Source organism: Massilia antarctica (assembly GCF_015689335.1).
In the GTDB taxonomy this organism is placed as follows: Bacteria; Pseudomonadota; Gammaproteobacteria; order Burkholderiales; family Burkholderiaceae_D; genus Telluria_A; species Telluria_A antarctica.
In genome coordinates this window covers 2,393,362-2,416,517 of record NZ_CP065053.1, presented here as the reverse complement: position 1 = coordinate 2,416,517, position 23,156 = coordinate 2,393,362, and the positions used below count along the sequence as shown (strand labels likewise).

Sequence of the window (23,156 nt, the reverse complement as noted above, 5' to 3'; positions counted from 1 at the left end):
CACCGGCTCATTTGGGCCGTTCAACATCGTGCTCCAACGTGATGCGCAACACCGCGCCTGGTGTCAGCTCGCGCCTGGTGGAGCGCATGTCGGCGGCGCTGCCATGGTCCGACTGCGACACGTTCGAACGCCGCAGCACATTCGTCAGTCCGACCCGCAAGCGCGTCGGCGTCCCCGCTCCCCACAAGGCATACATGTCCAGCAAGCGCGTGCCGCCGTTCCACTCGCTCCACACAGGCGAGTAGCGCGTCACGGCGCCGCGCGCGTACGTGAAGCTCGCTCCCACCGTCAGCGCGGCGCGTATATCGATGCCCAGGCTGGCGGTCAGCGGCGCCTGATCCGCCAGCCGGTTGTCCGGCCCCTGGACCTTGTCGATGCGCGACCAGTTGCGCGCCACGTTGCCGTTGAAGGCCGCACGCGTGAAACCGGGCAGCGGCAGCTTCGCTTCCAGCGCCACGCCGCGCGCGCTCGCCCTGCCCTGGTTGGCCGGCGTCGCTACCCAGTCCGCGCCATCCTGGAACAGCCGCGTGACCGTCACGTCGTCGATGCGGCGCGCGTAGGCGCTGGCGGCCAGCAAGCCATCCTTGCCGATCTGGCGGTCGTAGCCCACGTCGAGGCCCCAGGCTTTTTCGGGCCGCAGCGCGGGGTTGCCCTCGTTGTGCGGATTGGTGGCGCTGTTGTTATTGTCGACCGTGTAGCGGCGCGGGATCAGGCTACCCATGGTGGGCGCCTTGTAGGTACGGGCCAGTCCCGCGCGCAGCTGGTGGCCGGCGGCGGGCTTGTAGAGCGCCTGCAGCACCGGCGCGGGAATCACGCTGCGCTGGCGCACCGCCGCCATGCCGGCTTCGGCCACGGAAGTGCGCAAGGTTTCCCAGCGCAGGCCGGCCGAGAGCGACCACGCGGGGCTGATCTCCCAGCCATCCTGCGCGAACATGCCAAGCCGGTCGATGATGCCGTGATAGCGGTTGTCGGTGAGGAGCGGCGCCTCGTCGAACGTATCGTGTTCGCTGCCCACGCGGGTCTGGCTGCGCGTGGTGTGCGCGCCATCCCAGCCGGCCGCGAATGTGTGGCCGCCGCCCAAAGGCCGCGTCCAGCTGGCGCCCGCGTGGTAGCCGCCTTCGCGCAGGTCGGACGTGACCAGGTTGAGCGCGGGCGCGCGCCGCCCGTCGATCATGTCGCCGAACTCGAAATCGCTCTCGCGTCGGCTGCGGTGGATGCCGCCCCCGGCTGCGATGCGCGCGCCCTCGCCCAGGCTGCGCGTCCATTCCAGATCGGCGCGCAGCCAGATCGCCGCCATGTTATATATCGCGGCGCGCTGTGGATGCCGCGTCGGTGCGCCGGTCAGCGTGGTCTCGCTGGCCCAGGCGTCCGTCGCGCGCCGGCTGTTGCTGAGGAAGGCCTGCAAGCCGAGCGTATCGCCGTTGGCGAGCTTCCAGTTCGCGCGCGGGGTCAGGCTCAGAAGGCGCGTGGTGTTGTCTTCGTTCAGACGCGTGCTGCGGCGCAGGCCGGGCCCGGTCTCTTCTTCTCGCGATGGCGCGGGCACGGGCGAATACGACAGGCTCACCGGAACCGAATACGAAAACGCATCGTCCTTGCCGCCGAATTCTCCGCCCAGGCTGGGCGAGCGCCGGCCGTGCTGCGTGTCCAGTCCTGCCTTGACAGTGGCGCGCAGGCGCGTGCCCGACTTGCGCAGAACGATGTTGACGCTGCCGGCAATGGCCTGCATGCTCGTCGCCGCCGACGCCCCGCGCGCAATCTCGACCCGTTCAATCAGTTCCGGCGCCAGCGATTCGAGCGAAAAGCCGGCCGGCGCGGCCACGCCGTTGAGCAGCACCTGCGTATAGCCGTTGCCCAGGCCGCGCAGGCGGATATCGCTGGCGCGCCCGCCGCCATCGCCGATGGTGATGCCGGGCACGCGTTTGAGGGCGTCGCCGAGCGAGCGGTCGCCGTGGCGCATCAGCTCTTCGCGCCCCACCACCAGACTGGCTGCGGTTTCCTCGCTGCGCTGGTCGTAGCGCGCGCCGGCGATCTCGATTTTCGGAAGAACATCGGCGCCCAGCGCGGGTGAGGATAAAGCCAGCGCGCAGGCGCAGGCATACGGACGGATCTGCATAGGTTTCCTTGGATGGTGTGCAGGGACGAGCGCGGCCCCGCAGCGCTTGCGCCGCACGGGAAACCGCGCCTGACCGGGAAGTTGCTTAGAGTTTGGCGGGACGCTTGCGCAGCGCCTGCGAGGTGGCGTAGGCGTCGAGGGACGTCAACATCTGCTGCGGGTCGATGTGCTCGCCGTTGCGAAAGGCTTCCAGGTGCAGGTGGGGGCCGGTGACCTTGCCGGTTTCGCCGGCCAGGCCAATCATCTCGCCGGCGCGCACCATCTGGCCCGGCTGCACCGCGCGCACGCTCAGGTGAGCGTACAGCGACTGCACACCATTGGCATGCTCGATCAGGACCACATCGCCGTATTGCAGCCCGCCCTCGTACTGCGCAGTCGACGCGAGCACCGTGCCGCCGGCTGCCGCCAGCACGGGCGTGCCGGTGCGCGCGGCGAAGTCGATGCCGTGATGGCCGCCTTCCAGATTCTTGCGCGCGGCGCCGTAAAAGCTGGTGACGCGCACGCGCTCGACCGGCATCCGCCACTGCTGCGGGGCGCTCGCAGCGCTCGCCGATGCCAGGGGCGCCGCCGATTGCGGCGCGCGCCAGGCAAACGCCGGCTGCAGGAACAGGCTCGCGCCCAGCACCGACACCAGCGCGGCGGCCACCGCGGCCTTGCCCGGCAAGCCAGGCGCACGCAATCCCTGCTCGCGGATCAGGCCCACCCTGGCGCGCAGCGAAGCGGCGTTCCCGTGGCCGAAGGCGATGCTGGCGGCCGGCGCGGCAAAGCTATCCTGCTGCACCTTGAGCTGGGCCACCAGGGCGGCCGCATACTGCTTGCGCTGCTGCGCGGGGCGGCCAGCCAGCACGACGCGGTCGCATCCAAGCTCCTGGGCCCAGTTCAGGCGCCGGGTCAGCACCGCCAGCAGGGGATTGAACCAGAACAGCGTTTGCAGCAGCATGCCCGCGTGCAGCCACAAGGGATCGCGGCGCTGCCAGTGCGTCAGTTCGTGGGCGACGATCAGGCGCTGCTGCTCGTCGCTGAAGTCGCGCAGATGGCGCGGCAGCAGCAGGTGCGGCCGCGCGAGGCCGGTCAGCATGGGCGAGACGGCGGCATCGGTTTCGGACACGCGCAGGCCGCGCCGCAGCAGCGCAGCTACCGGCTCGGCGTCGAAGCCCGCGTGCTGCGCCAGTGCCGTGGCGTCGAGCGGACGCGCGCTGCCCAGCAAGGCGCGCAGGCCGCGCTGCGCATGCATCCAGCGCGCGCCGGAGGCCAGCAGGCCGGCCGCATACAGCGCCAGCCAGACTTGCGCGAGAAGTTCAAAGGCGTCCACCTCGTCGCCTGCGCCGTCCACGTCGTCCGCGCCGGAGTGGCGCGGCGGCGTCGGGACCGCAGCGACGGAACGCTCGATCTCGATGGCCGGCACCACGCTATAACTGGCGCTGTGCGGCAGCAGGGCGAGCACGAAGGCGCAAGCGATGGCCGCCTGCGACCAGAGCCACACCGAACGGTGCCTGGCCAGCACCGGCCACACGCGCGTCGCGAGCGAAAGCAGCGCCAGGATGATGGCGGCCGCAATGCCGCAGGTGATGCTCGCTTTAAGGAAGGGAAAGGCGATCTCGTTGAGCATGCTCACTCCTTCGCGTCCGGCCAGTCTTGCAGCATCTGTTCGAGTTCCGCGAGTTCCTGCTGGTCGACCAGTTTACTGCCGGTGAACATATTGACGGGCAGTGGCGCGTCGATCTCCATCACGCGGCGCCCGAAGTCGCGCGCAAAGGCGGCCAGGGTCGTCACCTTGTCGAGCTGGGCGCGGTAGACCTGCACCCCGTGCTGCGCGTGCTGCGACACCATTTGCTTGTCGAGCATGCGTTCGAGCGTCTTGCGCGTCGAGGAAAACGACCAGTCCAGTTCCGCGACGGCGCGCTCATGCAGCTCGCGCGCGCTCAGGGGCTGGTCCTTCCAGAGGACTTTGAGCAGGCTGAGTTCTGAAACCGAAGGAATGACCGACATGACGATGCTCCATTTGTGACTGATGGGGCAAGTATGCGACATTTGTCACATAAGGTCAAGCACCGTGCCGGCTCCGCGTCACCTCAATCCAGATGGCGCAGCGGATGCGCGGTGGCCGGCCACACCGGCGCGAAGAAGCGCTCGACCATCGGCGCGTCGACCTGATCGAGGCTGGCCGGGTTCCACTTGGGCGCATTGTCCTTGTCGATGACGAGCGCGCGCACGCCTTCGAGCACTTCGCCGTGTTCGAAATTGTGGCGCACCACGGTGCGTTCCATGCGCAGGCAATCGGCGACACCGAGCGATCCTCCGCGCAGCAGCAGTTCGCGCGTCACGCACATCATCAGCGGGGAACGCTGGCGCATCGCGGCCAGCGCCTTTTGCGCGAACTCGCCGTCGTCGCCTTCGAGCGAGGCCATGATCGCCGCGACCGAAGCGGCGCCGAAATGGCGGTCGATGCCATCGCGCTGCGCGGCCAGGGTCGATGCGCCCGCATCAGCGGAAAACGGCGCCGCAAACGCACCAATGGCCGCGCGCAGCTGCGAACCCGGGGTTGCCTCGATCAGTTCCTTGAGCGCGCCCATCTGCGCCTGCGGCACGAACAGGTCGGCCAGCCCGACGTACAGGGCGTCGGCCGCGCCGATGGTCAGGCCGGTCAGGCCCAGGTAATGCCCCAGCTGCCCCGGCGCGCGCGACAGAAAATAGCTGCCGCCCACATCCGGAAACAGGCCGATATTCACCTCGGGCATGGCCATCTTGGTTTTCTCGGTGACGATGCGGATGCGGCAGTCAGGCCCGCCCTGCGCAATGCCCATGCCGCCGCCCATCACCACGCCATCCATCAGCGCGATATACGGCTTCGGGTAAAAATGAATCAGGTGATTGAGCGCGTATTCTTCGGTGAAAAAATCTTCCAGCAGCGCGCTGCCGCCCATGGGGGTGGCATGGCCGCAATCGTGGAAAAAGCGGATATCGCCGCCCGCGCACAGCGCTTTCTCGCTGCTGCTGCCAATGACCACGGCGTCGATGGCGGCGTCGTTGCGCCATGCGCTCAACACCTCGGTCAAGTCGCGCACCATCGCCAGCGACAGCGAATTGAGGGCCTTGGGACGGTCGAGGGTAATCACGCCGGTACGGTTGGCAACGCGGGTGTGGACAAATTCGCTCATGGCTGGCTGATGGAAGAGGAAAAGAGCGCTATTTTATCGCGCATGGATGCAAAAAGGGCGCCACGCGGGCGCCCTTTGGCGAAAGGGACGGGGCCTGCTTATGCGGCCGACGGCGTCTCTTCTTCAGGCATCTCTTCAGGCAGGTGCTTGATGGCCTGGTGATTGTGGTCCTGGACCTTGTTTTTGTACTTCATGACCTGACGATCCAGTTTGTCGATCAGGGTATCGATGGCGGCGTAGAGATCGTGCGACAGGCTTTCCACATACACGGTTTTGCCCGACAGGCGCAGGTTGATCTCGGCCTTTTGACGTTTTTCTTTTTCCGTCAGATTGTCGACGGTGAGGATGACTGCGATATCGATCACTTGATCGAAATGGCGCCTTACGCGCTCAAGCTTGCTCTGTACGTATTCACGGATGGCTGGCGTTACTTCAAGATGATGTCCACTGATTGTGAGATTCATACACACACTCCTAATGATAATGGCACTTCTTGTTACTATCGGTTCTTACGCATGGCAGCGCAGAGGAACAGCGTTATTACCGCACGGACGATCGGAACCTGCACCGTCCGAAAATTGCCAATCGATTAATGGGTTTAATGGTTTCAACTCCTTCATTTTTTGTACCCGAGCAACTTTCTCTCGTGTAGAACCAAGTGTATCAGTTATTCGGCATAGCACAAGGTAAGCACAAAGACGCCAGGAATCAAGGGGAAATAGCCGATATATTCTCTGCGGTATATCCTCGCAATACCGGCGGGATCGAAAAGTAGCAGGCAGGTAGACCAATCTATATAAGACAAGGGACTTCCCCTACAATCGCTTCCCCCCGCCAATTTCCCCATGCCGATATGTTCAAGCGATTCGCCCTTCTCTCCCTGCCGCGCCTGGTGCTGGCCGGCGCCCTGTGCGCCAGCGCCCCGGCCTTCGCCGCCCTCAGTTTCGACCTGAGCGTCGCCACCAAATACAAGGTCGCCGCGCACGGCGACAACCCGCCGCCGGACGAAGTCAGGCAGTACAAGGTGGTACTGGGCGAACGCTATCTGTCGGTGAGCAGCGCGAGCGAATCGACGGTCTACGACCTGGCGACCCGGCGCCGCTACCAGATCGACCTGGCCAGCCGGCGTTATGTCGACTACTCGCTGTTCGACGAAGTCGGTTTTCGCGTGCAGGAACTGAAGAACCGGTCGGTGCTGAACAAGTCGCTGAGCGTGGCCAAGGTCGACCTGCCGGCCTTCGACCCGGTCTTCGACGAGCATCAGTTATCGGTCGCCTCGGCGGCGCGCAAGCTGTCCGAATCGACCGAGGCCGGCGCCACCGTGCTGGCGGTCGACGGCAATCCACTGGCCCACATCCCCGCCGGCGGCACCAAGGTCAGCGCCGCCGACGCGGCCATGTTCGAGCGCATGATGCGCTACCGTTTCGGCGGCCATCCGCTGGTGCTGGCGCGCCTCGCAAGCGAAAAGCGCGTGCCGGCCGGTTTCGTCATGTACCACAAGCAGATCGGCAACAGCCAGGCGCGCACCTATACGATCAGCGCGCTCAAGGAAAGCGCCCCGGCCAGCTACGACCTCAAGCCGTACCAGCCGCGCGCGGCAGCGGCGAACGAACTCGATCAGCTGCTCGACAAGGCACAGGCGAATGCGGCGCCGCCCGCAGCGGCAAGCAGGCAGGCGTTCGAGACCGGGATCGCGCAAGCGTTCGCCGACAAGCGCGCTTTGGACGCCATGCTCGGCATGTCCGAATGGTCGTTTGTCAGCGGCGAACCGATGAAAACGCCGACGCCGGAACAGAAGGTGCTGCTCAACGCCGACCCGCAAGTGCGCGCGTTTGCGGCGGCGATGCGGCCCAAGGGCAAGGCGGAGATGGAGGCGGCGGTCGCCAGACTGCAGGAACTGCGCAAGCTCACCACGCAAAAACAGCACATGCTGATGCTGTTCGAAGCCAATTGGCGCGCCAGGCTGGGCGACGTGCGCGGCGCGCTCCCGCTGTACGCCAGCGTGCTGCGCGCCAATCCGGCGCTGGCCGGAGCCTACAAGGATATGGGCGACGCGCTGCACCAGAACTACGACATGCCGCGCGCCTGGCGCAGCTGGGACGCGGGACGGCGCATGGCGCCCGGACTGGCCCTGTTCAAGGCGGTGAACCAGTACGAACAGCAGTTGCTGCGCGAGCACCCGGAATTTTTCTAGGCGCCGCGCGCAACTGGCCTTACAGGCACTTGCGCAGGGCGACCGGCGGAATCTTGAGCGCTTCGCGGTACTTGGCGACCGTGCGGCGCGCGATCACCATGCCCTGCTCGCCGAGGATGTCGGCGATCTTGCTGTCCGACAGAGGGCTCTTGGGGTCTTCGGCGCTGGTCAGCTGCACGATCAGCGCGCGGATCGCCGTCGACGACGCTTCGCCGCCCGCTTCGGTGGCCACGTGGCTGCCGAAAAAATACTTCAGCTCGAACATGCCGTGCGGCGTCATCATGTACTTTTGCGTGGTCACGCGCGAGATCGTACTTTCGTGCAGGCCGAGCGTGTCGGCGATTTCGCGCAGTACCAGCGGGCGCATCGCCACCGCGCCGTGCGAGAAGAAATTGCGCTGGCGTTCGACGATCGCTTCGGCCACCCGCAAGATGGTATCGAAGCGCTGGCGCATGTTCTTGATCAGCCACTTCGCTTCCTGCAGCTGCGCGCCCATCTGCCCTTCGCCCTTGCCCTGCTTGAGCAGCGCGGCATGACATCGTTATTGAGCATCACCGACCAGCCGTTTTTCGCCTTGCGCACGATCACGTCCGGCACCACGTAGTCCGACACGTCGGACGCGAACTCCGCGCCCGGATGCGGATTGCACTGGCGGATCACGGTCTGCGCCTCGCGCAAATCTTCATCGTCGCAGTCGAGCGCCTTTTTCAGCTTGTTGAATTCGCGCTGGGCGAACCAGGTCAGGTGGTTCTCGACAATCGTCAGCGCCATGCGCCGCGTCACCAGCGCCACGCAAGGCATGCGCCGGATCTGCAGCGCCAGGCATTCGGACGCATTGCGCGCACCCACGCCAACCGGGTCGAAACTTTGCAGCAGCGCCAGCGCGGTGCGCAATTCGTCAATGTCGATTTCCAGCTCGGGCGGCATGCGCTCGTGGATTTCTTCCAGGGTTTCGGTCAGGTAGCCGTTGTCGTCGATGGCGTCGACGATCAGTTCGACCAGCGCGCGGTCGCGCGCTTCCAGCACGGTCACGCGCATCTGCTCCATCAGGTGCTCGCGCAAGGTGGTGGCGGACGCTTCCAGCTGCGGGCGCGAATCCTCGTCGTCGGACGTCTTGGCGCGACCGAGGTCGCCCCATTCGCCATCGTTGTCGCTGCTGCTGGCCGGGCTGTCCGCCTCGCCGCCTTCGAAGCCTTCGCCTTCGGCCGGCGCGGGCGCGTCCTGCGCCCCCGGCTCGGGCGCCGCTTCGGTCGGCGTCGAGGTGCTGCTGATGGCGCCATCGCCGAGCAGGCGCACCGAATGATCGAGCGGGTCGTCCAGCCGTTCGAGCAGGGGATTGTCGCTTAACAGCTGTTCCAGTTCCTGGTGCAGTTCCAGGGTCGACAACTGCAGCAGCCGGATCGACTGCTGCAACTGCGGCGTGAGGGCGAGGTGCTGGGAGGTGCGTAGTTGAAGTGACTGTTTCATGCCTACATCCGGAAGTGTTCGCCCAGGTAGACCCGGCGCACGGATTCATCGGCGATGATGTCGTCGGGTCGGCCGGAGGCGAGCACCGCTCCCTGGTTGATGATGTAAGCGCGGTCGCAGATGCCCAAGGTTTCGCGCACGTTGTGGTCGGTGATCAGCACGCCGATGCCGCGCTGCTTGAGGAAGCGCACGATGCGCTGGATCTCGATGACGGCGATCGGATCGACCCCGGCGAACGGTTCGTCGAGCAGCACGAAGCGCGGATTGGTCGCCAGCGCGCGCGCGATCTCGACCCGGCGCCGCTCGCCGCCCGACAGCGACATGGCCTGGTTTTCGCGCAGCTTTTCAATTTGCAGGTCGGCCAGCAGGGTGTCCAGACGGTCGTTGATCTGGGCCTTGGTGAGCGGCTTGCCGTCGACCTTTTGCAGTTCCAGCACGGCGCGGATGTTTTCTTCCACCGTCAGCTTGCGGAACACCGACGCTTCCTGCGGCAGGTACGACAGGCCGAGCGTGGCGCGGCGGTGAATCGGCAGGCTCGAAATATCGACCCCGCTGATGTCGATCGTGCCCGCGTCCGACGGCACCAGCCCGACGATCATGTAGAACGAGGTGGTCTTGCCGGCGCCGTTGGGACCGAGCAGGCCGACCACTTCGCCGCAGTCGACCTGCAGCGACACGTCGCGCACCACCAGGCGCTTGCCATAGCTTTTCTGCAGGCCGCGCACGATCAAGGTGCTACCGCAATTCTTCGGTTCCATCATGGGTTTTCCGCCGCTGGCGTGCTCGCCGGTGCCGGTGTCGGTGCGGGAGTTCCCGGCGGCGTGGCCGGCGCTGCGCGCGGCTTGCGCGGAGCGATGACCATGGTGCCGCGGCCCTGGCCTGGCTTGTTTGTGCCGCTTGCATCGTTACGCGCGACGAACACTTCCTTGCGGCTGTCGTAGGAAATGAATTCGCTCTCGATTTCGTTGGTTGGCTTGTCGCCTTCCAGCTGGCGGATCCTGGCGCCCGAGAACAGCTTCATCAAGTCGTTGCGTTCATCGTATTCGATGCGCTGGGCCTGGCCTTCGATCCACAGGTCCGGACCACCGTCGCGTTTCTGGCGGAAGGTGGCGGCCTTGCCCGGGTTGGCGGTCAGTGTCACGAACATATCGCCTTCGGGCGTATTCTTGACGACGGCACGGTCGGACTTCAGGATCAGGGTGCCCTTGGTGACGACCACGTTCCCGGTGAATATGGTCACCTGGGTCACTTCATTGGTTTCAAGGGAATCGTAACCGATCACCGCCTGCTTGGCGGCATCGGCCTTTTCGGCGGACGCGGTTGCCGCGGCCAGTCCGAGCAGGGCGAAGGCTAGGAATTTTTTCATTGTGGTTTACCTGTGATGGGTGGCGCTGCGCGCGCCGCTTTCGGTGGATAGACGATCTGCCCGCGGCTGGCGAACCTGAGCTCGCGCGTCGCGTTGTTCGCCTCCATGCCGGTCCCGGTGATGGTGGCGGTGCCCAGGGTGACCTGGACCGGCTGGTCGGACGTCATGCGGTCTTCGTCGGTAAAAACGGTCAGCGCTTCGGTCTTGAGCCGCATGGCGCGGTTGCCGGGCGACTCAGGCCGCACCACGTTGACATCGCCGATCAAGTCCGCCTGGTTCTGGGCGTGGCGGATGCGCGCGCGCTGCGAGGTGATGGTGGTAATCGGTTGGCCGGGCGCGACGCCCTGCAGCACCGGCAGTTCCACGTCCGAGGTATCGTCGACCGGGCGGTGGGTGAGCTTGGCGCCGGAGACCAGGTAGCGCGGCTTGCCCTCTGGTGTCATGCGCACGAAGCTGAACTGCTCGACGATGTAGTCTGGTTCGTTCTTGAAGCTGTTCGGATCGACCGAGGTGTCGCCGTTTTGCGCCAGCTGGACCAGCCAGAAGGTGCCGAAGGCGAAGAAGGTCCCGACCACCATGATCGCGGTCAGGCGCCAGCGGTGTGCGGTGCGCTTATGCATGGTGGTCCCTTGTCGTTTGCATCAGGCGAAGTACGGCGCCAGGGCCGCCTCGTAGCTGCCCTGCGCGCGCATGACCATGTCGCACACTTCGCGCACGGCGCCGCGCCCGCCGCCGGCCTTGGTGACGTAATGGGCGCGGTATTGCACTTCCGGGTGGCCGGTTGGCACGGTGACGGCAAAGCCGACCTGCAGCAGCAGCGGCAGGTCGATCACGTCATCGCCGATGTAGCCGCACTGCGCGGCCGTGACGCCGGTCGCTTCGAGCAACTTGGCGAAGGCGATGCGTTTGTCGTGGATGCCTTGGTGGACATGCATGATGCCCAAATCGGCCGCGCGCCGCACCACGATCGGCGACTGGCGCGCGCTGATGATGGCGGTGGCCACGCCGCTTTTTTGCAGCAGCTGGATGCCCAGGCCGTCGAGCACATTGAAGGTCTTGGTCGCTTCGCCATCGGGGCCGTAGGTCAGGCTGCCGTCGGTGAGCACGCCGTCGACGTCGAAAATCATGACCTTGACGGCGGCGGCGCGGCGCAGGTGGTCGAGCTGGTAGGGAGAGCTAACGTCAGGCTGCGTCATCAGATCACCTTCGCGCGGGTCAGGTCATGGATATGCAGGGCGCCCACCAGTTTGCCGTCGGTATCGACCACCAGCATCTGGTTGATGCGGAATTCTTCCATGATGGCCACCGCATCGACCGCCAGCTGGTCGGGGCCGACGCGGCGCGGATCGGCGTGCATCACGTCGCGGATCGCGATCTTCGTGAAGTCCTGCACGCGCTCGATGAGGCGGCGCAGGTCGCCGTCGGTAAATACGCCGACCGGGCGCTGCGCCTCGTCGACGATGGCGGTCATGCCCATGCCCTTCTGGGTGATTTCGAGCAGGGCCGCCGACAGCGACACGTCAGCCGTCACCTTCGGCACCGCGTCGCCGCTGCGCATGACATCGCGCACGTGGGTCAGCAGGCGCCGGCCCAGCGCGCCGCCCGGATGCGAGCGGGCGAAGTCTTCTTCCTTGAAGCCGTGCGCGTCGAGCAGGGCCACGGCCAGCGCGTCGCCCAGGGCCAGGGTGACGGTAGTGCTGGCGGTTGGCGCCAGGTTGAGCGGGCAGGCTTCCTTGGCCACGGAAACGTCAAGGTGCACGTCGGCCAGCAGCGCCAGGCTAGATTGCGGGTTGCCGGTCATGGCGATCAGCGGCGCGCCCATGCGCTTGATGATCGGCAGGATCGCCATCAGTTCGGCCGTCTCGCCGGAGTTCGAGATGGCGATGAAGGCATCCTGCGCGGTGACCATGCCAAGGTCGCCGTGGGCCGCTTCGCCCGGGTGGACGAACATGGCCGGGGTGCCGGTCGAGGCCAGGGTGGCGGCGATCTTGCGCGCGATATGGCCCGACTTGCCCATGCCGGAGACAACCACCCGCCCGCCGCATTCCATCAACAGGCCCACGGCCTGGCCGACGCTGTCGTCGGTCACCAGGCGCGCGTGCAGGGCGCGGATGGCGTCCGCTTCGATTTCCAGCGTCTCGCGGGCCAGTTGCATGGCGCGTTGCGTGAGGTTTTTGTCAAAAGCTTTCAGCATTGTTTTTTCATGGGTTACACTCATGGCAGAAGTATAAACGAATTGCGAAAGCAAAAAACTTGCCAGACGCAGAAATCGTCTTTACCCCGTGTTTTCGCCCGGCCTTACCACTCCATTACACGGCAACGCATGTTTTCAGGACTAGAACTCACCCTCCTTCTGTTGGGCAGCGCCGTACTGGGCGTGGTCGCTTTCCGCATGATGCACCTGCCACCGATGCTCGGCTACCTGGCCGTCGGCATCCTGATTGGCCCGCACGCCCTGGGCCTGGCCGAAAACAGCAAGACCACCGAAACCCTGGCCGAATTCGGCGTTGTTTTCCTGATGTTTTCGATCGGGCTGGAATTCTCCCTGTCGCAGCTGATGGCGATGCGGCGCATCGTGTTCGGCCTTGGCATGGCCCAGGTGGTGCTGACCATCGTGGCCACCATGCTGTTCGGGTGGCTGCTCTCGACCCAGTTGCCGGCATCGCTGAAAATCACCTGGCAGGCGGCGTTCGCGCTGGGCGGCGCGCTGGCCATGTCGTCGACCGCGATCGTGGTCAAGATGCTCACCGAGCGGCTCGAACTCGAAAGCCAGCATGGCCGCAAGATCATCGGCATCCTGCTGTTCCAGGATCTGGCCGTGGTGCCGCTGCTGATCCTCATTCCCTCGCTCGGCAAGCCGCCCGAGGAACTGGCCGAAACCCTGGCCTGGGCCGGCCTGAAAGCGGTGATCGTGCTGGTGCTGCTGCTGTTCATCGGCCAGAAGGTCATGCGCACGTGGTTCACCATCGTCGTCAAGCGCCGCTCGCAGGAGCTGTTCATGCTCAACCTGCTGCTCATCACCCTGGGCGCGGCCTGGATCACCGAGCACGCCGGCCTGTCGCTGGCCCTGGGCGCGTTCGTGGCCGGCATGCTGATCTCCGAAACCCAGTACAAGCACCAGGTGGAAGAAGACATCAAGCCCTTCCGCGACGTGCTGCTCGGGCTGTTTTTCATCACCGTCGGCATGCTGCTTAATGTCGGCCTGGTGCTGGAGAACTGGTGGCTGGTGCTGCTCTTGCTGGTGCTGCCGGTGCTGCTCAAGTTCGCCCTGATCGCGGTGCTGGCCAAGCTGTTCGGCGCGTCCGACGGCGTGTCGATCCGCACCGGCCTGGCGCTGGCGCAGGCGGGCGAATTCGGCTTCGTGCTGCTCAACCTGACCTCGGGCGCGCATCTGATCGACGACTTCATCATCCAGCTGGTGCTCGCCTCGATGGTGCTGTCGATGCTGGTGGCGCCGTTCATCATCGCCAAATCGGACCAGATCGTGATGAAGGTCTCGTCCAACGAATGGATGATGCAGTCGCTCCAGCTCACGCAAATCGCCAGCCGCACCATGTCAACCCAGAAGCACGTGATCATCGCCGGCTTCGGGCGCAGCGGCCAGACCCTGGCGACCTTGCTGACCGAGGAAAAAGTGGCTTACCAGGCGCTCGACCTGGACCCGGAACGGGTGCAGGAAGCGCAGGCGGCGGGTGCGCATGTGTCGTACGGCGACGCCGCGCGCCGCGAAAGCCTGGTGGCGGCCGGTATTTACCGCGCCAGCGCGCTGGTGATCACGTACGCCAGCACGCCATCGGCGATCAAGGTGCTGCACCTGGTGCACGAACTGGCACCAACCTTGCCGGTGATCGTGCGCAGTTATGACGATACCGATCTCGATGTGCTGAAAAAAGCCGGCGCGGCGGAAGTGGTGCCGGAAGCGCTGGAGGGCAGCCTGATGCTCGCCTCGCACGCGCTGGTGATGATGGGCGTGCCGCTGCGGCGCGTGGTGCACCGGGTGCAAAGTGCGCGCGACGAGCGATACGCGTCGCTGCGCGGGTATTTTCATGGCACCGGCGACGCCAGCGACGATCCGGAGCACTTGTTCGTGCGCCTGCATTCGGTGACCTTGCGCGAAGATGCTGCCTCGGTCGGCAAGCGCATCGACCAGCTCGAGCTAAGCGAGCTGGGAGCGGATGTGACCACGGTGCGGCGCGGGAAAGAGCGGCTCGACGTGACGCCGCTGACGCAGCTGGAAGTGGGCGACGTGGTGGTGCTGCGCGGGTCGGCCGATGCGGTGAACCGGGCGGAGGAACGGTTGCTGCATTAGCCCCATCGAGCCGTCGTTCCGCCGCCACCTCCCCGTCGTTCCTGGCACTGCCAGAAACGACTTCCCGCGCAGGCGGGAACCCAAGTACGTGAATCAGAGACGAGATAACGCGAAGCTGCGAACTTGGGTTCCCGCCTGCGCGGGAACGACGGCAGGGGCTCGCGGGAACGACGGTGGGGGGCTCGCGGGAACGACGATTAAACGAACGACACCACCCGGTTGCGCCCACCCTCTTTCGCCTTGTACAGCGCCGTATCCGCATGCGCCACCAGTGCCTGGGCCACGCCCTCGATGGCGTGATCGCGCTCGAAGTCGTCGAGCGTCGCCACCCCGATCGACACCGACACCGCCAGCCGCTCCCCGCCCGACAAGGTGAACGGCGTGCCCGCGATGCTCTGCAAGATCCGCTGCGCCACCTGGGTCGCGCTGTCGAGATTGGCGTCGATCAGCAGCACCACGAATTCCTCACCGCCGAAGCGCCCCAGCGCGTCGGACAGGCGCAGCTCGGCCTTGATGCGCGCAGCCACCTCGCGCAGCACTTCATCGCCGCCCTGGTGCCCGCTGCTGTCGTTGACCTGCTTGAAATGGTCGATGTCGATGTACAAACACGAAATGCGGTACGCCTGGCGCCGCGCGCGGCCGATTTCCTCCAGCAGGCGGCGGTCGATATAGCGCCGGTTGTACACCCCGGTCAGCGAATCGGTCAGCCCGATATACTTGAGCATCTCGTTGCTGATCACGTTTTCGAGGCAGATCGCGATGATCGACGCCATGTGCTCGATGAAGTCGGTGGCCATGGCCGGGGTAAAACGCGTGGCATCCAGGCTGCCCAGATTCAGACTGCCGATCAGGCGCTTGTTGCGCAGCAGCGGCACCAGCGCGATGCTTTGCAGACCGGGCGGCTGGTTCGGGAACATCGGCTGGTGGCCGGCCGGGTGATAAGGCCCGAGCATCGGCTTGGGCGGCCCCGTGAACACCTCGCTGCGCGACGGCACGAAGCCCAGCGCCGCCGCCGAGTCCACGAAAATCATGTGCGGAAAATCGTTGAAGTCCACACCCAGCTTGTCCATCACGGTGCGGATGTCGGCATCTTCGTCGACCAGGCTCAGTGTCACGATATCGAGTCCGGCGATGGCCGGCAGGCTGCTGAAGATGGTGCCAATCAGCGCCTGGAAGCTGTCGGAACCGACGATTTCGAGGTCGAACGCCTGGTGCCGGCACATGATCTCGTGATTGCGCTCGGCCTGCTCCACCAGATAGTCCAGGCGCGCACGCAAGGATTCGTTTTCGGCTTCCACATCGCGCGCCGGAGCGCCGGGATCATGCATACGGTTCCCACCTTTTTCCTGTCGACCTCGACAATAGTGCCACCTTACGCGATCCGGCCCGCCTTGAAAACGAAAAATTCACCCGAATCGCATATGTCATCGCCGCCAACCGTGCCGCCGCGGCCTCAGAATGCCAGGGTCATTGTCACCGGTTGGCCCACCTGCAGGCGCTCGCCATCACCGTCGGTGACGATCGCATTCATGCCGAAGCAGATCTTGTCGTCCATGACGGCCTTGCTGCGGTAGGTGCGCAGGATGTCGAGCGGATCGGGCCCCGGCTCGCCGGTGGCCTGGTCGACCGCCGGAATCGGGCAGCGCGAGCATGGCTTGACGGGCTTCAGGCGCGCCGCGCCGAGCGCGAAATGGTCGGCATAATCCTCCTCGAAGGCGTCGATGCCGTCGATGACGATATTCGGACGAAAGCGGTTCATGGGCAGGGCCGCGCGCCCGGCCGCCTGCATCTTCTGATTGAGGTCGTCGAGCGAAGCCTGGCCCACCACCAGCAAGGGATAACCGTCCGAAAACAGGGTCGGCTCGGCCAGCCCGCCGGTCCATTTGGTGCTCGACACGCGGGTGGCGGTGGCGTGGAAGCGCACCAGCCGGCACGGCACGCCGATCGCCTTCGAGAACCAGGTGGCGGTGGTGTCGTCGCAATCGTAGGCCAGCACGCTGTCTTCCCAGACCATCACGTCGCGCGTGATTTCGTGGTCCGGGTCGGGCAGCCCGAGCGGTATTTCGAGGCGCAACATGCCCGGCGCGCGCACCTCCAGGGTGTCCGACAACAGGCGCGGCGTGATCAGGGCCATCCGCGGATGCTCGCGCTGCGTGAGGAACTGCCCGTTGTCGTCGATGAGCATCCATTCGCGGTCGTACACCGCGTCGACCGACAGGCCGGAACGGGTCAGCGTGGCCTCGCGCACGGAGATGCCGGCGCAGGATTTGATCGGGTACAGAACCAGTTCGGACAGGATCGCCATCGTGTTTACGCGGTAGTGGAAAGTTCAGACAAGTCTATCTTAGTTTTGTCCCAACATATATCAAGCTGTCGGCAAGCGATTGATGTACATTGGCACCCTCGAAAGCGCATCCATGGTGAACCCGGCCCGATTCATGCGTCATTGTCTGTTCACCGCTTGCCTGTTGCTGCTGGCCCGGCCGGCGCCCGCGCACGATGCCACCCCCGCCCGCATCAGGGCTTCCGTCGTCGCCGGCTCCTGCCCTGCGCCGCAATGGCCTGGCACCGGCATGCGCATCGGAAGCCTGGACACCTTCAAGGTCGCCTTCGTCATCGCGCCCGATGGCCGCGTCCTCAAGGCCCGCGTCGAGCAAAGCGGCGGCGGCCGACCTTGGGATGAGGCCGTTATCAAGGCACTCTCGGCCTGCCGCTTCCTGCCGGGCCGCCGCGGCGGCAAACCGGTGCAGGACGTCATCAACATGCAGTACGTCTGGACGCTCGATTGATCTGATGATCGCAGCATGCTTGTGTTGCCGACAATGAAATACCAGGAAGCTACTTGTTTCCGTGATCACAACAAAACAGCGATAAGTGTGTCTTCGCCACCCTTTTTCTTGCCTTAAGGCAGTTAAAATCATGCTGTTGTCACGCAACCGGTGTAGATTTGCAAGCTTGCGATTTTATTCATTCACGCTCAAGGACAACTTATGTTGAAAACCCGTTCTTTACTCGGTGCCGGTGTGTTGCTGATGTCATCCGGCGCGCACGCCACCGAACCGGCCGGGCTGAAAAGCGCCCTCGCCGGAGAACGACTCGGGCTGTTGCCGGCCATGCAGTTCCGGCTCAGCAATGGCAACTGCCCGGACTGCGTCACGGTCAAGCAGGGCTTATGGTATTTCAAGAACGAAGTGCTGGCGGTGCCGCTGCCGTCGCAGCCGGTATCGAGCTTCACGCGCGGCGGCGACATCGTGCGCGGCACCAGGGAATGGGCGCCGGACGGCACCAGGGACCAGCTGGCGCTTCCGGGCCTGGTGTGGCTCGGTGCTCCCCACATTCTCGATGACGCCCACATCCTGCCGGACGGCGCCCACGTGCGCACCACCGACGATGCCGTGACCGACCTGGCGCTGGCGCCCAAGATCGCCAGCAACCTGTCGTACTGGGACCCGAAGACCACCGCCTTCTTCGCCAAGCGCGAAGTGCGCATGCGCGGCACCTACAGCGAAGCGGACGGCAAATCGTCGTTTGTCGCGCGCACCGTCTGGCCGAAGGACTTCACCATCAACCAGGCCAGCATGCGCGCGCAGCCGCTGGGCAAGGACGAAACCTTCGCCACCTACGTGCGCGCCGAAGGCGGCGGCGCATCGAGCCCGTTCTCGACCCGCCTGCTGTGGGAACGCAAGCCCGGCCAGGCCCGCCAGTGGCAGGAAAAACCGGTCCTCGGCGTGATGCTCAACGGCGCCCAGGGCGACGACGACGAAGCCTACGGCGGCCACTTCGCCGTCGCCACCGGCCACCTCGGGCGCGCGGGCGAGTGGTCGGACTGGATCGTCAATAATTTCTACAACCTCGATTCGGTCAGCGAAAAAGGCATCATCGCCGCGCCCGTCCCGATGGATAACTACCTGATGGACCTCAACAGCGGCCAGCAGTATTACCGTCCGTCGTACATGCTGGTGGCGGTATTGAGCAACGCGCGCACGGCGGCCGCCTACCAGGGCGGCGTCCAGCGCGTGTTCAACCACTTCTACCGCCACGACTTCACCTACCAGCATGCGAAGGCCAACTGCGCCGGCATCAGCCTGGACGTGTTCAAGGGCCTGGGCTGGAATATCCCGCAGCGCGGACCGACCAGCAATATCAAGGCGCTGGGCGCCTACGCTTACCTGTCGGCCAAGGACATGAGCCTGGCCAGCGGGCGCAAGATCTACGATTACCTGACCGAGGAACAGGTGCGCCTGTATCCGGCGGTGGCGTTCGAGGCGGCCGGCAACGACCTGCTGCAACTGGTGGGCGCCACCAAGGGCAAGCCGCGCAAGCTGACCGCGTACGAAAAGCAGTTGCAGAACGATGTCGAGGCGCTGGTCTTGGTACGCATTCCGCAAGTGCCGTCGAGCCGCGTGATGGGATCGAACCCGGTGTTTTCGTTCAGCGAATTCATGCAGCGCACGCCGCCCAACCAGGCCGACTGGAAAATCGTCCCGGTCGGACCGCGCCCGTTTCCCGACGCGCTGCGCGACGCCAATACGCCGCCGCCGAAAGCATCGAGCCTGGTGCCGCTGCCGGTTGCCGGCATCGCCTTCGGTGGCGTGATCGGCCTGGGGGCGCTGATCCGGCGCCGGCGCAAGCCGCGCGCAAGTAGTAACTAGCGCATCGTGGCGTAGAACCAATCCGATTCTTACCGCGATACTAAACACCGTCATTCCCGCGCAGGCGGGAATCCAATTCCGTAGCGCAGTTGCAGGCGGCTCATTGAGCTTGGATTCCCGCCTGCGCGGGAATGACGGTCTTGAGGTTCAATCCAGGGTCTGCCGGTACCTCAGCATGGCGACCGCGCCGGCCACGCACATCGCCAGCGCGATCGGCCATGCGTGCGGCAGCACCTCGGCCAGCCCGTTCCCCTTCAACATGATGCCGCGCGTGATGCGCAGGAAGTGCGTCAGCGGCAGCACTTCCCCGATCGCCTGCGCCCATCCCGGCATGCCCCGGAACGGAAACATGAAACCGGTCAGCAGCATCGACGGCAGGAAGAAAAAGAAGGTCAGCTGCATGGCCTGCATCTGGTTGCGCGCGATGGTCGAAAACGTGAAGCCGATCGCCAGGTTGGCGGCGATGAACAGCACCAGCGCACCGGACAAGAGCAGCAGGCTCCCCACCATCGGCACGTCGAACACCAGCCAGGAGGCGAGCAGAATCACGCCCACCTGGACGTATCCGATCAAGATGTACGGCACGATTTTCCCGATCATGACTTCGAGCGGCGAGACCGGCGTGGCCAGCAGGTTTTCCATGGTGCCGCGTTCGCGCTCGCGCGTCATGGCCAGTGCCGTCATCATCACCATCGTCATGGTCAGGATCACGCCCATCAGTCCGGGCACGATGTTGTAGCGCGTCAGCCCCTCTGGATTGTAGCGGCGCTGGCTGCGGATTTCATACGGCGCCTCGCCCGGACGCAGCCGCGCCAGCGGCCCGCGCAGTTCCGAGCCGATGGCGCGCGCCGCGATCGCATTGACCGACGCCAGCGCATTGCCGGTGGCCGCCGGATCGGTGGCGTCGGCCGCCAGCAGGATCGCCGGCCGCTCGCCGCGCACCAGCCGGCGCGAAAAGTCGCCCGGCACCACCAGCACGAACTGCACCTCGCCGCGCGCCAGCAGCGCGTCGCCTTCGGGCACGCCGTCGACGTGGCGCACGATGCGGAAGTACTGCGACGTTTCCAGCGCCGCCACCAGGCGCCGCGAGAACACGCTGTGGTCAAGGTCGGCCACCGCCAGCGGCAGGTGGCGCACGTCGCCGTTGATGGCAAAGCCGAACAGGATCAGCTGCATGATCGGAATGCCGACCATCATGCCGAAGGTGAGCCGGTCGCGCCCGACCTGGCGCAGTTCCTTGAGCAGCACCGCCAGCATGCGTCGCCAGTTCATGGCGCCGCTCCGCCGAAGTTATCCTGCGCATCCTGCATCAGCGCGATGAAGACATCTTCCAGGCTGGTCTCGATCGGCGTGGCCGTGAGCCCGGCCAGCGCCGGCTGCGCCAGCGCCTGGGCGAACGCATCGGCGGAGTTGGCGCTCACATGCAAGGTCATGCCGAACGGCGCGACGGTGCGGATGCCGGGCGCGCCGCGCAGGCTGTGGGCGGCGCGCTGCAAGTCCGGCCCGGCGAGCGACCAGGTGTGCAGGCCGGCGCCGGCGATCACCTCGGCCACGCTGCCGCGCGCGAGCAGCTTGCCATAGGCGATGTAGGCCAGCTGGTGGCAGCGCTCCGCCTCGTCCATGTAGTGGGTCGAGACCAGCACCGTCATGCCGGCGCCGGCCAGGTCGTGGATCTGGTCCCAGAATTCGCGCCGCGCGGACGGATCGACGCCGGCCGTCGGTTCGTCGAGCAGCAGCAGTTGCGGGTCGTGGATCAGGCAGGCCGCCAGCGCCAGCCGCTGCTTCCAGCCGCCCGAGAGCGAGCCGGCCAGCTGGGCGCGCCGGCTGGAAAGGCCAAGCCGTTCGAGCGTATCGGCGATGCGCTGGCGCCGTCCGGCGATCTGGTAGACGCGGGCGACGAAGTCGAGGTTTTCTTCGATGCTCAAGTCGTCGTACAGGCCGAATTTTTGCGTCATGTAGCCGACCTGCTTCTTGATCTCGCGCGCCTCGGTGCGGATGTCGTAGCCGAGGCAGCGGCCCTGCCCCTCGTCCGGGGTGAGCAGGCCGCACAGCATGCGGATGGTGGTGGTCTTGCCGCTGCCGTTCGGGCCCAGGAAGCCGTAAATGCGGCCACGCTCGACCCGGATGTCGACATGGTCGACCACCATGCGCCCACCGTAGGATTTGGTCAGGCCCTGCACGTCGATGACGATGGGCGACGGCGTCGCGGGCGAGGTCGCGGGGGAGGTCACGACTTCGGCTCCGTGCGCACCGTCAGCGGCTGGCCGGGATGAAGCGGCGCCTGTCCCGGCTCGGGCGTCGCTTCCACCATGAATACCAGCGAGGCGCGGTTTTCCTTGCTGTAGATGAGCGGCGAGGTGTACTCCGCCTCGGGCGAGACGAAGGTGATGCGCGCCTTCACCGGCTGCGCGCAGCCGTCGCAGGCGATGATGGCGCCCTGCCCCATCCGGATCTTGCCCAGCTGCGTTTCGGGAATGAAGAAGCGCGCCTTGATGTTCGCCGGCGGCAGCAAGGTGACGATGGCCGCGCCAGCCGGCACCCATTCGCCGGCGCGGTAAGCCACATCGCTGACCATGCCGGCCACCGGCGTCGCCTGGGCTTTCTGGTCGACCTTCCATTGTGCCTGGGCCAGCTGGGCGCGCGCGGCCTCGACTTCCTTTTCCGCCGCCGCGACCTGGTCGCTCCTGGCGCTGGTGCCGGCGAGGCGCAGACGCGCCCTGGCCTGCTCCACCCGGGCGCGGTCGGCCGCCAGCGCCCCCGCCACCTGATCGAGCCGGGCGCGCGAGATGAATTTGTCGGCCACCAGTTTGCGCTCGCGCTCCAGGTTGGCCTGCGACAGCGCCAGCGCCGCCTCGGCTTCGCGCAGCGCGGCCTGCAAGGCCGCCACTTCGTCGCTGCGCGCGCCCTTGCGCAAGTCGGCCAGCAGGGCCTCGGCCCGGCCTACCCGGCTTTGCGCTTCCTGGCGCGCCGCCGTTTCGCTGGCCTGTTCCAGCACGTAGGCGGGCGCGCCGGCCTTGACCTGGTCGCCGCGGCGCAGGTGCACGTCGGTCAATGTGCCGGCCAGGGGCGCCGACAGGCGCACATAGTCGCCTTCGGCGTAGCCGGGAAAGGCGTCGTCGCGCGCCAGCCCGCAGGCCACGCACAGGGTAAGCGGCAAGGCCGCGGCGCAGACGCGCCCGAGCAGGGACAGGCTCATGGCGGTGCCGACTCCTTCGATGCGGTGAGGATGGCGCGCATGGCCAGGTCGATGCGCAGGGCGATGGCCGCTTCCGACAACAGCGCCTCTTGCGCCAGCGCCGCCAGTTCGGGCGGGGCGGCGGGCAGGCGTTCGAGCGCGCCGCCGGCAAACAGCGGACCGGCGATGGCCCCCAACATGAACGGCAGCAGCTGCATGGCCGGGGCGTCGATGATGTCGCCCTCGGCCTGGCCCTGGCACAGCAGCCGGGCCAGCACCGCGATGTGGCGCGGCAGGTTCTCGCGCAGGAACGATACCGGCAGCGCTTCGCTGCGGGTCGCTTCCGACAGCAAGGTCAAAAGCAGGTGGCGATGCTTGCAGGCGAAACCGGCCAGTACGCGCAGGGCGCCATCGAGATTGCGCGCACCGCTGCGCGAGGCTTGCGCCTTGAGCGTGAGGGCGGCGAACATTTCTTCGTACATGTGCTGCAGCAGCACCCGCAGGAAGTTGTCCTTGTTCTTGAAGTGATAGTGGAACATGCCGAGGTTGACCCCCGCGTGTTCGACCAGTTTGCGCACCGACAGACCGGCGCACCCGGTCTGGGGCAGCAAGACCATGCCGGAAGCGATCAGCCGGGCATCGATTTTTTGAGATGGGCGGTTCATGCGATTTATTATACGCTTGTGTAGTAATAGAGCCGCAAGCTTTCGCTGTATGTCTGG

At 65.7% G+C, this 23,156-nt stretch carries 20 protein-coding genes and 1 pseudogene; 4 read left to right on the top strand and 17 right to left on the bottom strand.

Annotated features, from left to right (window positions below):
- Positions 1–7 precede the first annotated feature (7 nt).
- From IV454_RS10980 to hpf, 5 genes are all read right to left on the bottom strand, one after another.
- Positions 8–2,113 (bottom strand): TonB-dependent receptor plug domain-containing protein, encoded by a 2,106-nt coding sequence (locus IV454_RS10980; protein WP_206091479.1) that lies wholly within the window; start codon positions 2,111–2,113, stop codon positions 8–10.
- Positions 2,114–2,198: 85 nt separating this feature from the next.
- Positions 2,199–3,722 carry a M23/M56 family metallopeptidase gene (locus IV454_RS10975; protein WP_206091478.1) on the bottom strand — a complete coding sequence of 508 codons (1,524 nt, stop codon included), beginning with the start codon at positions 3,720–3,722 and terminating at the stop codon, positions 2,199–2,201.
- A gap of 2 nt (positions 3,723–3,724) precedes the next feature.
- The gene (locus IV454_RS10970) at positions 3,725–4,102 is read right to left on the bottom strand and encodes a BlaI/MecI/CopY family transcriptional regulator (RefSeq protein ID WP_054265933.1); all 378 of its coding nucleotides are present in this window, start codon (positions 4,100–4,102) and stop codon (positions 3,725–3,727) included.
- An 83-nt stretch (positions 4,103–4,185) separates the two neighbouring features.
- On the bottom strand, positions 4,186–5,271 hold the full coding sequence (locus IV454_RS10965; protein WP_206091477.1) for an enoyl-CoA hydratase/isomerase family protein: 1,086 nt from the start codon (positions 5,269–5,271) through the stop codon (positions 4,186–4,188).
- A gap of 98 nt (positions 5,272–5,369) precedes the next feature.
- On the bottom strand, positions 5,370–5,735 hold the full coding sequence (hpf, locus tag IV454_RS10960; RefSeq protein ID WP_054265931.1) for a ribosome hibernation-promoting factor, HPF/YfiA family: 366 nt from the start codon (positions 5,733–5,735) through the stop codon (positions 5,370–5,372).
- Between the two features lie 389 nt (positions 5,736–6,124).
- On the opposite strand from hpf, the gene IV454_RS10955 reads away from it, so the two are divergent.
- The gene (locus tag IV454_RS10955; protein ID WP_206091476.1) at positions 6,125–7,465 is read left to right on the top strand and encodes a hypothetical protein; all 1,341 of its coding nucleotides are present in this window, start codon (positions 6,125–6,127) and stop codon (positions 7,463–7,465) included.
- A gap of 19 nt (positions 7,466–7,484) precedes the next feature.
- Here IV454_RS10955 and IV454_RS10950 read toward each other — a convergent pair.
- The 6 genes and pseudogenes from IV454_RS10950 to IV454_RS10925 form a co-directional block, all read right to left on the bottom strand.
- Positions 7,485–8,932 (bottom strand): annotated as a pseudogene (locus IV454_RS10950) (RNA polymerase factor sigma-54).
- Between the two features lie 2 nt (positions 8,933–8,934).
- Positions 8,935–9,690, bottom strand: a complete 756-nt coding sequence (lptB, locus tag IV454_RS10945; protein WP_054268076.1) for an LPS export ABC transporter ATP-binding protein — start codon at positions 9,688–9,690, stop codon at positions 8,935–8,937.
- Positions 9,690–10,298, bottom strand: a complete 609-nt coding sequence (gene lptA, locus IV454_RS10940) for a lipopolysaccharide transport periplasmic protein LptA (RefSeq protein WP_054265928.1) — start codon at positions 10,296–10,298, stop codon at positions 9,690–9,692. Before lptA ends, lptB begins: the two co-directional genes overlap by 1 nt.
- Positions 10,295–10,918: an LPS export ABC transporter periplasmic protein LptC gene (gene lptC / locus IV454_RS10935; protein WP_054265927.1), complete on the bottom strand. Its 624-nt coding sequence runs from the start codon at positions 10,916–10,918 to the stop codon at positions 10,295–10,297. Before lptC ends, lptA begins: the two co-directional genes overlap by 4 nt.
- Before the next feature lie 21 nt (positions 10,919–10,939).
- Complete coding sequence (locus IV454_RS10930) at positions 10,940–11,494, bottom strand: KdsC family phosphatase (protein WP_206091475.1); 555 nt, start codon at positions 11,492–11,494, stop codon at positions 10,940–10,942.
- Positions 11,494–12,516 (bottom strand): KpsF/GutQ family sugar-phosphate isomerase, encoded by a 1,023-nt coding sequence (locus IV454_RS10925; protein ID WP_370663779.1) that lies wholly within the window; start codon positions 12,514–12,516, stop codon positions 11,494–11,496. Before IV454_RS10925 ends, IV454_RS10930 begins: the two co-directional genes overlap by 1 nt.
- A gap of 105 nt (positions 12,517–12,621) precedes the next feature.
- Between IV454_RS10925 and IV454_RS10920 the strand changes: the two genes are divergently transcribed.
- On the top strand, positions 12,622–14,607 hold the full coding sequence (locus tag IV454_RS10920; RefSeq protein WP_206091473.1) for a monovalent cation:proton antiporter family protein: 1,986 nt from the start codon (positions 12,622–12,624) through the stop codon (positions 14,605–14,607).
- A 197-nt stretch (positions 14,608–14,804) separates the two neighbouring features.
- Here IV454_RS10920 and IV454_RS10915 read toward each other — a convergent pair whose 3' ends face one another.
- Together IV454_RS10915 and IV454_RS10910 are read right to left on the bottom strand one after the other, a co-directional pair.
- Positions 14,805–15,935: a sensor domain-containing diguanylate cyclase gene (locus tag IV454_RS10915; protein ID WP_206091472.1), complete on the bottom strand. Its 1,131-nt coding sequence runs from the start codon at positions 15,933–15,935 to the stop codon at positions 14,805–14,807.
- Positions 15,936–16,060: 125 nt separating this feature from the next.
- Entirely contained in the window at positions 16,061–16,912 is an 852-nt protein-coding gene (locus IV454_RS10910) for an MOSC domain-containing protein (RefSeq protein ID WP_206091471.1), read from the bottom strand.
- An 82-nt stretch (positions 16,913–16,994) separates the two neighbouring features.
- Between IV454_RS10910 and IV454_RS10905 the strand changes: the two genes are divergently transcribed.
- Positions 16,995–17,396, top strand: a complete 402-nt coding sequence (locus IV454_RS10905) for an energy transducer TonB (protein WP_206091470.1) — start codon at positions 16,995–16,997, stop codon at positions 17,394–17,396.
- Between the two features lie 201 nt (positions 17,397–17,597).
- The gene (locus IV454_RS10900; RefSeq protein WP_206091469.1) at positions 17,598–19,259 is read left to right on the top strand and encodes a hypothetical protein; all 1,662 of its coding nucleotides are present in this window, start codon (positions 17,598–17,600) and stop codon (positions 19,257–19,259) included.
- A 147-nt stretch (positions 19,260–19,406) separates the two neighbouring features.
- Here the strand turns inward: IV454_RS10900 and IV454_RS10895 are convergent, their stop codons facing one another.
- The 4 genes from IV454_RS10895 to IV454_RS10880 all read right to left on the bottom strand — a co-directional run bounded on the left by IV454_RS10895 (position 19,407) and on the right by IV454_RS10880 (position 23,099).
- On the bottom strand, positions 19,407–20,531 hold the full coding sequence (locus tag IV454_RS10895; protein WP_206091468.1) for an ABC transporter permease: 1,125 nt from the start codon (positions 20,529–20,531) through the stop codon (positions 19,407–19,409).
- Positions 20,528–21,406 (bottom strand): ABC transporter ATP-binding protein, encoded by an 879-nt coding sequence (locus tag IV454_RS10890; protein WP_206092634.1) that lies wholly within the window; start codon positions 21,404–21,406, stop codon positions 20,528–20,530. Before IV454_RS10890 ends, IV454_RS10895 begins: the two co-directional genes overlap by 4 nt.
- Before the next feature lie 80 nt (positions 21,407–21,486).
- On the bottom strand, positions 21,487–22,455 hold the full coding sequence (locus tag IV454_RS10885) for an HlyD family secretion protein (protein ID WP_206091467.1): 969 nt from the start codon (positions 22,453–22,455) through the stop codon (positions 21,487–21,489).
- On the bottom strand, positions 22,452–23,099 hold the full coding sequence (locus IV454_RS10880) for a TetR/AcrR family transcriptional regulator (RefSeq protein ID WP_206091466.1): 648 nt from the start codon (positions 23,097–23,099) through the stop codon (positions 22,452–22,454). Before IV454_RS10880 ends, IV454_RS10885 begins: the two co-directional genes overlap by 4 nt.
- Positions 23,100–23,156 lie beyond the last annotated feature (57 nt).